At 58.0% G+C, this 13,746-nt stretch carries 5 protein-coding genes and 1 riboswitch; of the genes, 4 read left to right on the plus strand and 1 reads right to left on the minus strand.

Features of this window, described 5'->3' with window-relative positions; translation table 11 throughout:
* Positions 1-235: 235 nt before the first annotated feature.
* Positions 236-311: riboswitch (cyclic di-GMP riboswitch) on the plus strand.
* Positions 286-570: a hypothetical protein gene (locus JXO50_01715; protein MBN2331800.1), complete on the minus strand. Its 285-nt coding sequence runs from the start codon at positions 568-570 to the stop codon at positions 286-288. (Overlaps the previous riboswitch by 26 nt.)
* On the opposite strand from JXO50_01715, the gene JXO50_01720 reads away from it, so the two are divergent.
* The 4 genes from JXO50_01720 to JXO50_01735 all read left to right on the plus strand — a co-directional run bounded on the left by JXO50_01720 (position 560) and on the right by JXO50_01735 (position 13,693).
* Positions 560-9,019: an autotransporter outer membrane beta-barrel domain-containing protein gene (locus tag JXO50_01720; protein ID MBN2331801.1), complete on the plus strand. Its 8,460-nt coding sequence runs from the start codon at positions 560-562 to the stop codon at positions 9,017-9,019. The two genes, JXO50_01715 and JXO50_01720, sit on opposite strands and share 11 nt — an antisense overlap.
* 340 nt (positions 9,020-9,359) lie before the next feature.
* On the plus strand, positions 9,360-10,112 hold the full coding sequence (locus tag JXO50_01725) for an ABC transporter ATP-binding protein (GenBank protein MBN2331802.1): 753 nt from the start codon (positions 9,360-9,362) through the stop codon (positions 10,110-10,112).
* A 16-nt stretch (positions 10,113-10,128) separates the two neighbouring features.
* On the plus strand, positions 10,129-12,492 hold the full coding sequence (locus JXO50_01730; GenBank protein ID MBN2331803.1) for an FtsX-like permease family protein: 2,364 nt from the start codon (positions 10,129-10,131) through the stop codon (positions 12,490-12,492).
* Between the two features lies 1 nt (position 12,493).
* Positions 12,494-13,693 (plus strand): HlyD family efflux transporter periplasmic adaptor subunit, encoded by a 1,200-nt coding sequence (locus tag JXO50_01735; protein ID MBN2331804.1) that lies wholly within the window; start codon positions 12,494-12,496, stop codon positions 13,691-13,693.
* Positions 13,694-13,746: the final 53 nt, after the last annotated feature.

Consider the following 13,746-nt stretch of genomic DNA (forward strand, 5'->3'; position numbering starts at 1 on the left):
CGGAGGTTCAAATCCTCTCGCCCCGACCAGTATGTTCAAGGGGTCAGCCTTAAGAGGCTGGCCCCTTTGTGTTTGTTGATAAACCTGCAATGGGAAAAGGTCCCACTCTTTAATTGCATTGTATATTTTATTTTTTTATGCCCACAGCATTGACTTTGCAAGTAAGTCGGCTATAGTAGACAATGAAAGAGAAGCTCTTGATTGTAGGTGCTTTTTCGGTTTTGATGTTGTTGGAACAGCATAAAGCCAAACCTATCGTGAGATAGGGACGGAAAGCCACGGGTTTCAGCTGAAACAGCCGGGTTGCCTTGAATGAGGTAGCCCGGTTTTTTTGTTGATAGAAAAATCAGGAGTTTCATGTTGATTTGGAGCTCCCGGGATGAAGTTCAGGCAGCCATCAAGAGGTGAAAAGGAGAACCCCATGGCCAGCAAGAGAATCTCTGAAAACCCTAAAAAAACAAGGTCCAATAGTGGTCTTCCGTTTTCATGGCATAGGCCGTTTATGGCGAAAAAAATTGTTTTTGCCTTCAGGGTTTTTTGCTTCAGAGAGCTGTTTTTTTTGGCAGCCATTGCATGCTGCCTGCCGTCGGCAATGGCTGCCGGTCCATGGATTCAGGATGGTAATACCATGACCTGCACCGGTGAGCAGCTAAATGGCATTGAGATTCACGATAACAGTCTGACGACGCTGAACGTCTTGGATCTTGATCCCAATCTCATCCAACCTGGTGGCCATGGGGTAAACGGTATTGCTTTCAAAAACAACGCGGGCGGTAATATCACCATCAACAGCGGTGAATCCCAGTCTTCTGTGGTCATCACCACGGTCACCGATCAGGCGTCCGGCATTGTTGCCGAGAGCAAGGGCAGCCCGCCACCGGCGCCCAACGATCCGTTATTGAATATTCCTATTCCCGGAACACCGGAGGTGTCCGGCGGGGTGGTCGGAGTGCTGAGCTTCAGCGAGATCACCACCAGTGGCAGCCATGCCCATGGGATAGCGGCCTACAGCAACACCACCGGCTACGGTGGTTCGGTGATCAGTTCGCTGGAAAACTTTTCCGATGCCGGGATTGTTTTCCAGGTAGTGTCAGTCAAAAATCCGGATGGATCGGAAGCGGGTGACTGGAATCAGGTGCAGGGGCGCATCCTGGAACTGGATGCTGATAACCTGTTTGTCGGCTACGGCGATGAAGCAGGGACCTTTACTTTGGCTGTGGATGGCAGTTGTGCTTTTAATCCCGGGACAGCATTTGATGATCTGGCGTTGGGTGAGTCTCGGACTGTTTCGGTGAGTTACGCCCTTGATGGCTATCGGGGTGGGGATCTGAAGCGTGAGGATATCAACGCGGAACTGTTTGCCACGGTGACCAGGACCGAGAGCGGTCTCGAAACAGTAACCCATGCCTACTTTGATGACTATGGCGAAAGCTCAAGGCCGCACGATGAGCAGCTGGTGCTGCCCGACCTTTATAGCTACGTGGGAGGCTTGATCGGCATTGCCAGCGAGGCTGGTGGGGCCGGCAACAGTGTTTCCGTGATCAATCAGGGAAGCATCGCCACCAGTGGTGCCGCTTCCCATGGCATCTTTGCCGAAAGCAGGGGCAACTCAGGTGGCGGCGGCAGAAACGGCGGCGGTTTCTGGAGCTTTGGCTCACGCAGACCGACGGCGGGGGGTGACGGTTCAGATGGCGGCAATGTTTCAGTAATCGTTGAAGGGATGATCTCGACCACCTATGAGACCAGTTTGGACAAGCCCGAGGATGCCGGCTACGGGGTGCTCGCAATCAGCCGGGGCGGCAATGGCGGCCGGGGTGGCAATGGCGGTACCTACTATGACGGCCGGCGGGGCGGCACCGGCGGTGACGGTGGTCTGGTGGAAGTTTTTGGCAGCGGCACGATTTCTACCCTAGGCAACTACGCTTCCGGCATCATGGCGGTCAGTCAGGGCGGTTTTGGCGGCAATGGTGGTGACGGCGGCTTTGTTACCGATGGCAGCCATGGCGGTTTTGGGGGCATGGGTGGGACAGTGGATGTCGATGGGAACTGGGATATTACGACTGAAGGGGAAAAGGCCCATGGGATCTGGGCAAAAAGTATCGGCGGCAATGCCGGCATGGGCGGCAGCGGTGGTTGGCTAGCCGGTCAGCCGGCCCCCGGAGGACAGGCAACCGACGGCGGTACTGTGAGCCTTTTCAGCGGCGGTATCATAGAAACATTTGGCAATGATGCGTTTGGTCTCTACGGCCAGAGTGTTGGTGGTTTCGGTGGCCAGGGCGGTAGCGGCGGCAGCATCTTCTATTCCTCCGGTGGCGATGGCGCCAGTGCCGGCAGCGGTGGAATGGTCACGGTCGTCAACACCGCTGACGGTATTGTTAGTACCCATGGAGCCCGAGCCCACGCGGTCTATGCCCAGAGTGTGGGCGGCGGCGGTGGCAGCGGCGGCGGTGCCGGCGCAATTGTTGGGGTTGGCGGCACCGGGGCGGCCGGCGGGCATGGTGGTGATGTGGATGTTGGTAATGATGGCCAGATTTTGACCTTTGGTGAAAACTCACGGGGCATCTATGCCCAGAGCATCGGCGGCGGCGGCGGCGACGGCGGTGATTCCGGCGGCCTGGTGGCTATTGGCGGGGCCGGCAGCGGCACCAGTGACGGTGGCCGGGTCACGGTTGTCAACACCGGAACCATTGCAACCGAGGGCGCGCAGTCGATTGCCATTTTTGCTGAAAGCATCGGCGGCGGCGGTGGTGACGGCGGTTCCAGCTCAGGTCTGGTGTCCATTGGCGGTGACGGTGGCGGTGGCGGTGACGCCGATAATGTTGTCGTTGATAACAGTGGCCAGCTTAAGACATTGCTGGAGGATTCCAGCGGTATATTTGCTCAAAGTGTTGGTGGCGGCGGTGGTAACGGCGGTGGTTCCTACAGCAGCGGCGGGTCGGTCAGCGTTGCTATTGGCGGCAATGGGGCCGAAGGGGGTGATGCCGGTGAACTGGTGGCGGTGACCAGCAGCGGTTCCATTGAGACAGCCGGGGAGCGTTCCCATGGTATTTTTGCCCAGAGTGTGGGCGGCGGTGGCGGCAATGGCGGTTATGCCATCAGCATGTCCCAGGGTAGCGGTTTGTCGCTGAGCGTTGCTCTGGGCGGCAATGGCGGTCTGGGGGGTGCCGGCAACGCGGTGGTCATCGACAGTGAGAGTTTGATTGTTACCGAAGGATCGGATGCCCACGGTATTTTTGCCCAGAGTGTGGGCGGTGGCGGCGGTTCCGGTGGTTTTAGTGTTGCCCTGGCAACCGGCGGTTTTGCCGGCTCTTTGGCCATGGGCGGTCAGGGAGAGGCCGGTGGTGATGCTGGCGAGGTGACGGTTGACAGCAGCGGGATGATCGATACTTCAGGCAACCATGCCTACGGCATCTTGGCGCAGAGCGTCGGTGGCGGCGGTGGTGATGGTGGTTTCAGCATTGCTGGGGCTGCCGGCGGTGGTGCGGTAAGTCTTGGTTTTGGCGGCAGCGGCAGCGGTGGTGGTGACGGCAGTATGGTGCTGCTCACCAGTGGCAGCAGTATTACGACCCGGGGGACGGATGCCCATGCCATGGTAGTGCAGAGTGTGGGTGGTGGTGGCGGTTCGGGTGGTTTCAGTGGTGCCGGCGCTGTGGGTGGTGTGGGTGCCGGGTTGAGCTTTGGCGGTTCCGGTGGCGGCGGTGGCGAAGGTGGCCAAGTCAGTCTCAGCAGCCTTGGTGAAACCATGGTAACCTTTGGTGATCATAGCTATGGGATGCTGGCGCAGAGTGTGGGCGGCGGCGGTGGTGATGGCGGTTTCAGCATCGGCCTTGGGGCCGGCAAGTTTTCCGGTGCCTTCAGTATGGGTGGCAGCGGTGCCGGTGGCGGCAGCGGCCACGAGGTGAACCTCTATAGTGAAAGTGCTGTTATCACTGAAGGCGATGACGCCCATGGGATTGTCGCCCAGAGTGTGGGCGGTGGCGGTGGTTCCGGTGGTTTCAGTATTGCGGTTGCTCTGAGCCTCGAAGGAGGGATTGCTGCGAGCCTGGGTGGCTCCGGAGGCGGCGGTGGTGATGGGGGTGCCGTATTTGTTGGCGGTGATCCTGCTGCCGGCCAGCAGGAGGCTATCCACGGTGATATTGCGACGTTTGGTGATCATGCCTATGGCATTCTGGCGCAGAGCGTGGGCGGCGGCGGCGGTGACGGGGGTTTCAGCATTGCCGGGGCCTTGAGTCTGTCCGGCCCGACGGCCGCTTTCAGCCTGGGTGGCAGTGGCAATGGCGGTGGTTTTGGCAGTAATGTTGAACTTTACAGTATGAATACTATTACTACCGTAGGCACCGATGCTCACGGGGTCGTTGTTCAGAGTGTGGGTGGTGGCGGTGGTTCCGGAGGATTCAGTGTTGCCGGCGGAGCTTCGGCGGGCAGTGTCGGCATTGGTGCCAGTATTGGCGGCAGTGGCGCCGGCGGCGGTGGTGCCGGTATTGTTACCGCCGACCTGCAGGGTGATATTGCGACGTTTGGCGACCACGCCTATGGCATTCTGGCGCAGAGTGTGGGCGGCGGCGGTGGTGACGGTGGTTTCAGTATTGCCGGGGCAATCAGTAAAGGCCCGGCGGTCACCTTCAGCCTTGGTGGCGGTGGCGGTGCGGGTGGTAGCGGCGAATTGGTCGATGTCAGCAGCACCGGCGATATTTATACCGATGGTGTCGATTCTTACGGACTTTTTGCCCAGAGTGTGGGTGGTGGCGGTGGTTCCGGTGGTTTCAGTATTGCCGGCAGTTTTGCTGCTGACAGTGGCGGCCTCAGTGCCAGTCTGGGCGGTTTTGGCGACCAGGGTGGTGACGCCGGTGAGGTGATTGTTGACCAGCGCGGCATGATTACGACCCGCAGCGATGGATCTCACGGCCTAGTGGCCCAGAGCGTCGGCGGGGGTGGTGGCGCCGGCGGTTTTTCCGGTGCCATTACCGGTGCCTTTGGCGATGGTGCCAGTGTTGCCCTGAGTGTCGGTGGTTTTGGTGGTGAGGGCGGTGATGGCAACCTGGTAGATGTCGATAATAGTGGTCCTGTTTCTACTCTCGGTGCCGGTGCCTACGGTATTCTGGCTCAGAGCGTCGGCGGCGGCGGTGGTGACGGCGGCGACAGCGTCAGCGTCGCCATTGGCAAGGAAGATAAGCAGGTCAATCTGTCGGTTGCCGTTGGTGGCTTTGGCGGTCCTGGCGGTACCGGTGGCAGCGTTGAACTTGACAATCAAGGACTGGTGCAGACCGCCGGCAGCAAAGCCCATGGCATCTATGCTCAGAGCGTCGGTGGCGGCGGTGGTAATGGCGGTTTCAGTGCCACCGGTTCTCTCAGTGCCGGTACCAGCAGCAAACAATTGGCGGTTGCTATTGGCGGTTTTGGTGGACCCGGCAGCAACAGCGGATCGGTGACCGTCGCCAACAGCGGCGATATTATGATTAGTGGTGAGCAATCAGCCGGCATCTATGCTCAGAGCGTTGGTGGCGGTGGTGGCGACGGCGGCTTCAGTTTTGCCGGTTCCTTTGCCGGCCCGGAGGCGAAAAATCTTTCGGTGGCGGTCGGCGGCTTCGGCGGCGATGGTGGTTACGCCGGTGCGGTGGTGGTGAACAACAGCGGAATCATCGATACGATTGAAGATTTTTCCCATGGCATTCAGGCCCAGAGCATTGGTGGCGGCGGTGGCAATGGGGGGACGAGTGTTGCTCTAGACTTTGGTGTTTCAACCAAGAGCGGCGCTAATCATAATGTTGCCGTTTCGGTGGGTGGCAGCGGTGGTGATGGCAATACTGCCGGTACGGTGGAAGTGGTCAACAGCAACATGATTACTACACGGGGTATTGCCTCCCATGGTATTCAGGCCCAGAGCCTCGGCGGTGGTGGTGGCAACGGTGGCTACAGCCTGGCCGGGACGATTAGTTTTGAGAAAAAAACCGGTGATGATGAAGCCAAACAGCCGGTTAATGTCAGCATGGCGATTGGCGGCGGCGGCGGAGACGGCAATGATGGCGGTTCGGTGGACGTCGAAAACAGCGGTGTCATTGATACCTCCGCCGATGGTTCCCATGGTATTTTTGCCCAGAGCATCGGCGGCGGCGGTGGTACCGGCGGCTGTTCGCGGGCACTGACCCTGGATGTCAACCCTGAAGACTGGATCCCGACGTTTGAAAAAGAAGATTTCAATGACTTTTGCTCCGATTTGTTCAGCACCTGGAATCTGGCGGTCGGCGGTGCCGGTGGTGGCGCCAGTGACGGCGGGCTGGTGACGATTACCAACCAGAATGTCATTATTACCCGAGGTGCCGACGCCCATGGTATTTTTGTCCAGAGCATCGGCGGCGGTGGTGGGGCAGGGGGCGATGCTGCCCATGGTATTCCTTTTGTCCCCACTTGGCTTGAACCTTTTCTTGAACTGACGCCGCTAAAAGGCCTGGAGGATATGCAGATCGTGGTCGGTGGTTCTGGCGGCAGCAGCGGCAATGGCAAAAAGGTCAGTATTAGCAATGAAAGTGATGTTGCAACCTTCGGTGATGGTTCCTGTGGCATTTTTGTCCAGAGCATCGGCGGTGGTGGTGGGGTTGGCGGCAGTGGTGCCCAGGGTCTGGTGGGCAATATCGGTATAGGTGGCGCCGCCGGGGCTGCCGGCAATGGTGGTGAGGTGGCGGTTAGCCATGATGGCCGGATCGAAACCGCTGGCGCGGCCGCCTACGGCATCTTTGCCCAGAGTGTGGGGGGTGGCGGTGGGATGGCTGGCAATGTTGATCGGGGGTTGTTTGATCTTGGGATTGGCTATTCATTTGCCCAATCCGGTGGTGGTGGCGGTGACGGTGGTCGGGTTGAGGTTGTCAGCCGCGGTGATATTGTCACCAAAGGTGAGGGTGCCAACGGCATTGTTGCCCAGAGTGTGGGCGGTGGCGGTGGAATCGCCGGTGATACGGGCCTGGGCATCGGTTTTGCCGGCAGTGTCGGCGGTGATGGCTCAGGGGGCGTGGTCAAGGTCACCCATGAGGGAACCATTAGCACCAGTGGTGCTCATTCCCACGGTATTGTCGCCCAGAGTGCCGGTGGCAATGATGTTGGTGGTGCCGTTACCATAACCCTTGCCGGTGATATTACGGTTATAGGTGATGGTTCCGATGCTCTTGTTGCCCAGAGCCGCGGGGATCAGGGCGGCGGGATGATTACCGTACAGATCAGCAGCGGCACCGTGCAGGGAGGTGGAGGTTCTGCTGCCGGAATACGGATTATTGACGGCAATGATAACCTGCTTACCAACGAAGGGACGCTTCTAGCTTTGAGCGGGAGTGCAATTATTGCCGGAGATTGCAACGATACCGTCAGCAATGGTGGCACGATTATCGGTTCGGTTGATTTGGGTCTGGGCTCTAATGCGTTCAACAATCGAGCCGGCGGCCGTTTTGAAGCCGGGCCAATGATTACGATTGGTGCCGGCAATCAATTGTTAAATGCCGGGGTGTTATCTCCGGGAGGTAAGGAAACTTTTCAAACCACGGTGTTTTCTGGTAACCTGGTGCAAGCGGATACGGGGGTTGTAGAGGCCAATATTTCCGGTTCCGGTGTCCATGACCAACTGCTGGTTGATGGTGCCGTTTCGCTTGCTGGAACCTTGTCGGTGATCAGGGGGCAAGGCCCCTATTTTGATGGAACCTCTTACGAGCTTATCAGAGTGGATGATCCCGGCTCCATGACCGGGAGTTTTGGTACCTATGACCTGCCTGAAGCCAAACCGCTGCTCAGCTTTCAGGTCAATGAATTGCCTGAGGCCGTGCAGTTGGAGACCCATGCCCCTAGCTTTACAACGGTGGCCGAAAATCCGATGGAGCTGTCCCTGGGCAAGTGTTTTGATGATACCCTGCTGTCAGCCGACGGTGATTGGTCAACCATTCTTGCTGAGTTTCAGCTGCTGTCGGCTGATGACTTTGCCGAAGCCTTCCTGTCCATCAGTCCAGCCGCCTACGGCAATGCCACCAGCGTGACCGAAACTGTTGCTCAGGAATATCTCCGTGCCTTGGAAAAGCGGCTTGGCGGCCTGCGGATGACCAACAACGGCCTTCGTGCCCAAACTGATAATGAACCACTGCTGCTGGCCTATAACGGTTCGGACGCGGGCATCGGCCAACTGTTAAACAGAGGCTTGGAGCCGGAAAACCCGCAGTACGGACTGTGGCTTGACGGATTCGGACGCTGGGGAGATGAGGATGGCAGCAATGGTTTTCACGGTTTTGATTACCGGGTGGCCGGCATCTTGGGAGGTTTTGATTATCTGTTGACGGATCAGCTTACGGTTGGCGTAAGCCTGGGGTATTCCCGTACCGATGTAGATCTTGACGGCAGCCTGGGAGACAGCGATATCAACAGTACCTTCGGTTCCCTGTATGGTAGTTATGTCCAAGGCAGCACCTACCTCGATGCGGCCTTGTCCTATGGCAGACAGCATTATAAAAACAGTCGGCTTGCGGTTGTCGGCCCGCTGCTGCGCATTGCCCGGAGCCATCACGATGGTGATCTCTATGGAGCTTTTGTTGAAGGGGGCTATGTGCACCGGCTTGATGGATGGGCTTTAAGTCCTTTTGTCTCCTTGCAGTATGCCGTTCTGAATGAAGATGGTTTTTCTGAAACCGGCGCTGACAGCTTAAACTTGACCATTGGTGATCGGTCTGCCGACTCCCTTTCTTCAGAGTTGGGGGTCAGGGTTGCCCGGGTCATCGAGCGGCCGGAAGGACAATGGATTCCTGAACTTTCCCTCTCATGGCTGCATGATTTTGATCTTGATGATCAGATGATCAGCGCTGCTTTTGCCGGTGCGCCGGCCAGTGAATTTACCATTGAAGGTCAGGATCTGCAAAAGGACAGTGCTATGATTGGTGGGGCTGTCTCTCTGGTTCGCAACGGTGGTTGTTCACTGTCCTTACGGTACAGTGGTGAGTTTCGTGGCAGTTATAAGGCACATGGGTTGGTGGCAAAAATCCGTTACAAATTCTGATGTCGGATCATCCATCTGCCATTTCCTGCCAGGCCTTTTCAGTCACCGGCTGGTGGTACAAGAGTGAGCAAAGATCTGTGCGTTGTAGTTTCTCACAGCTTCATGCAGCTTGTATTGCCCGATCAGGGTTGTAAGTTGGCAGCAGAAAAAAACAAGAGATATGATTGACGGGCAGGGGATTTCCTGCCCGTTTTACTTGCGGGAAATGGCCCAAAGCTTTCTGCCGTTGTGGGAATTGGCGTTTGACAAATACCCTCTGGCACCGTATCTTTTCTGTAGAGGTGAATTGCTGTTAGCCTCTTTTAGTATTATCCTTTCAGCCTTTTGCCGGGAGAAGGGGATGTCTGATCAGGCCGGACTGTCAGCTGCTGTCCACGGTAGATATGCACATGAGGTGGTGTTTGCCGCCGCCGGGCTGACAAAAGTCTACCAGATGGGCGAAGTCCAGGTTCATGCCCTGCGCGGGGTTGATCTGACTCTCTATGCCGGTGAACTGGTGGTGTTGCTGGGGCCTTCCGGCAGCGGTAAATCCACTTTGTTAAACATCATCGGTGGCTTGGATGTTCCCAGCAGCGGTACCTTGCGCTATCAGGGCCAGGAGTTGATTGGTGCGTCCGACCGGGAGCTGACCGATTTCCGACGCCATCATATCGGTTTTGTCTTCCAGTTTTACAACCTGATCCCCAGCCTCACCGCCCGGGAGAATATTGCGGTGGTTACCGAAATCTCGCCGGCGCCGATGGCGCCGGCGGCAGCACTGGAGCTGGTCGGTCTTGGGGACCGACTGGATCATTTCCCGGCCCAGCTTTCCGGCGGCGAACAGCAGCGGGTGGCCATCGCCCGGGCGATCGCCAAAAATCCTTCTGTGCTCCTTTGCGATGAGCCCACCGGGGCCCTTGATTCCACCACCGGTATTGTGGTGCTGGAAGCGCTGGCCCGTATCAATCAGGAATTGGGCACCACCACGGTGCTGATCACCCACAATGCCGTTATTGCGGAGATGGCTGACCGGGTAATCCGTTTGGCGGATGGTATTATTGTCGGGGTCAACTATCCGGAGCGCAAGAAAAGTCCCAAAGAATTGAACTGGTGATCAAGGCAAGGTGTTCATGAACTCTCTGGATCGCAAACGATGGCGTGACTTCTGGCATCTTCGCGGCCAGGTGGTTGCCATTACCCTGGTGGTTGCCAGCGGGGTGGCCATCGCTATCATGTCCCTTTCCACCCTCTACTCGCTTCGCCAAACCCGATCGCTCTATTATCAGCAAAATCGTTTTGCCGAGGTGTTTGCCGAGCTCAAAAGGGCGCCGGAGTCCCTGCGCCGTCGTTTGGCAGCAATTCCCGGCATGGGTATAGTTGAAACGCGGGTGGTGGCGGCTGCCAGCCTGAGAATTGCCGGTTGTGATGAACCGGTTACCGGCCAGCTGATTGCCATTCCCGAACAGCGTGATGTCTGGCTTAACCGGCTGACGGTGCGGCATGGCCGGCTGGTGGAGCCTGATCGGGATGATGAGGTGGTGATCAGTGAGTCGTTTGCTCGCGCCCACCGCTTTTCTCCGGGGGATACCCTGACGGTGATTATCAACGGTCGGCAGCAAAACCTGGAGATTGTCGGCATTGCCCTGTCGCCCGAATTTGTCTACGAGGCGAAACCCGGTTCTTTGCTGCCCGATTACAAACGTTTCGGCATTCTTTGGCTCGGACGGAAAGCCTTGGAAAATGCCTATGATATGGAGGGGGCGTTCAATAATGTGGTGGCCACCCTGGGGTCGGGGGCGGTCATTGGCAGTGTGGTTGACCGGCTGGATCAGTTGCTGGAACCCTACGGTGGCCAGGGGGCGTACGGGCGCGCTGAGCAGTTGTCGCACCGCTATCTCAGCGAGGAATTTCGCCAGCTGGAACAGATGGCCACCATCTATCCGACTATTTTCCTCGGGGTGGCGGCTTTCCTGCTCCATGTGGTGATTTCCCGGCTGGTTCACACCGAACGACAGCAGATTGCCATTCTGAAAGCGTTCGGCTATCAGAACGGGGTTATTGGGCTGCACTATTTCAGACTGGTGATGATGATCGTCCTGGTGGGGGTTGCCTGCGGTGTTGCCGTCGGTGTGTGGCTCGGGCGGCATTTGAGCGAACTCTATATGGAGTATTACCGCTTTCCCTTCCTCTCCTATACGGTGAGTCCAGGTGTTGTGGCCGCGGTGGCGGCGGTGACGGTACTGGCTGCGGCCCTGGGGACCGTCTGGTCAGTGAGTGGCGCTGTCCGATTGCCGCCGGCGGTTGCCATGCGCCCGGCACCGCCGGCAGTCTATCGGCCAAGCTGGCTTGAACGTCTGGGGCTGCAGCGTTTTTTCTCCCAGCCGGCCAGGATGGTTATCCGCCATCTCGAACGCCAGCCCCTGAGAAGCGGACTTACCATTATCGGGATTGCCATGGCCGGGGCTATCCTCATGGTCGGCAGCATTTTTCAGAATTCCATCGAATATCTGGTTGATGTTCATTTCGGTCTGGCCCACCGGGAAGATCTGACGGTTGCCTTTGTTGAACCGACGGCCAGCCGGTCCCTCTATGAACTGCAGCGTTATCCCGGCGTCATTTGGGGGGAAGTCTATCGCACCGTGCCGGTGCGTTTGCGCAGCCGGCACCGCCAGTACCGTACCGCAGTGATGGGGGTTCGGCCGGAGAATGAACTGCATCGCTTGCTTGACCGCGACCTGCAGCCGTTCCAGCCGTCGCCGGCCGGCATCATGCTTACCGACCAGCTGGGCAGCATCCTCCAGGTCAAGGAGGGCGACCGGCTGACGGTGGAAGCCTTGGAGGGGCGTCGTCCGGTGCGGGAGTTGACCGTCGCCGGGCTGGTGAAGGAATATGTGGGGGTTTCAGCATATATGGAGCTGGCTGCTTTGAACCGCTTTATGGCGGAGGGAGAGCTGGTCTCCGGGGTCTATCTGCGGGTTGATGAGGACCGGTTACCGGCAGTCTATGCGGCGTTGAACACCATGCCCCGGGTAGCAGGGACGGTGGTTCAACGGCATGCGGTGGAAAGCTTCTATGAAACCATGGCTGAACAGGTGCTGATTTTCACCTTTTTTGTGACCATGTTTGCCGGTATTATCGCTTTCGGCGTGGTCTACAACAGTGCCCGGATTTCCCTGGCCGAGCGGGGACGGGAGCTGGCCAGCCTACGGGTTCTGGGTTTCAGCCGGCGGGAAATTTCCGCCATACTCCTGGGGGAGCTGGCGATCCTGACTCTGGCGGCGATTCCCCTTGGCTTTCTGGCAGGGTATGGTTTATGCTTCTACATCATTTCATATCTGCAGACCGATTTGTATAGGATTCCCCTGGTGATTGATGGTTCTACCTATGCCTTTTCAGCCGTCATGGTTTTGCTGGCCGCCGGCATTTCAGGATTGCTGGTCCGTCGGCGTCTGGATCATCTGGATTTGATCGCCGTTCTCAAAACAAGGGAGTAACATGGCTGTGCAGTGGCGAAAATATGTGTTCATAACCATTGGTATCGGGTTGGTGGTGCTAGGTATTGTCTATGGTTTCTGGCCACGACCGGTGATGGTGGAAACAGCTGCGGTTGAGCGGGGTCCCCTGACGGTTACGATTGCCGAGGAGGGCAAGGCGAGGGTCGTTGATCGCTATCTGCTGTCAGCTCCGATTGCCGGTTTTGTCCGCCGGCTCACCTGGGATGTGGGGGATAAGATTGGTGTCGGTGAAAGGGTGGCTGAGCTGCTGCCGCTCACGGAGGAGATGCTTGATCGTCGCAGTCGTGCCCAAGCCGAAGCAAAGGTTGCCGCTGCCCGGGCAGCATTACAGGCTACCCGTGAGCAGGTTGTTGCGGCCCGGGCAGCGATGGAACTGGCCCAAGTGAAGGAAGCGCGGCTGCAGCAGCTGGTGGCTACCGACAGTGCGGCGCGGGAATCGCTGGATGAGGCAGAAAGCCGGGCCAGAACTAGCGAGGCAGCGCTGCGGTCAGCTGAGTTTATGGTCCAAGTTGCCGGCTATGAACTGGAGGCGGCGCTGGCGGTGCTGCAGATCTCGGCTGCGGAAATGGTTCCCGAACCACGTGAGCAAGTGGTAATCAAGGCGCCGGCAGCTGGCAGGGTCCTGGCGGTCTACCATGAAAGTGCCGGCGTCGTTGGAGCTGGAGAAGCACTGCTGGAAGTGGGCGATCCCCGTTCCCTGGAAGTGGAGGTAGATCTTTTGTCAGCTGATGCAGTACGGGTAGCTGCTGGAACCCCAGTGATTTTTGAGCACTGGGGAGGGGAAGACCCGTTGCATGGCGTGGTTAAAAGGGTGGAACCCCGTGGTTTTACCAAGATATCAGCCCTCGGGGTGGAGGAACAGCGGGTGCTGGTTATTGTTGATTTTACCTCGTCTGCAGAGGAGTGGGAGCGTCTGGGTGACGGCTATCGTCTGGATGCCCGCTTTATCCTGTGGCATGACGATGATGTGCTGCAGGTGCCGAGCAGCTCCCTCTTCCGGGAGGCAGGCCGCTGGGCGGTGTTTGTTGTCGAGCGGGGCCGGGCTCGCCAACAGCTGGTGGAGGTTGGCCGGCACGGCGGACTGCAGGTCCAGATCCTTGCCGGCCTGGCAGAGGGTCAGCAGGTCATTATCCACCCTTCCGCCAAGGTTGAGGCTGGCCGGCGGATTGCCCGCCGCTGATGAAACTGCCTTTTATTTCGCCCGTTTCTGGAAGTGGTAGACGTTTCCGGCTT

The organism is Candidatus Anaeroferrophillus wilburensis (genome assembly GCA_016934315.1).
Lineage (GTDB): Bacteria > Desulfobacterota > Anaeroferrophillalia > Anaeroferrophillales > Anaeroferrophillaceae > Anaeroferrophillus > Anaeroferrophillus wilburensis.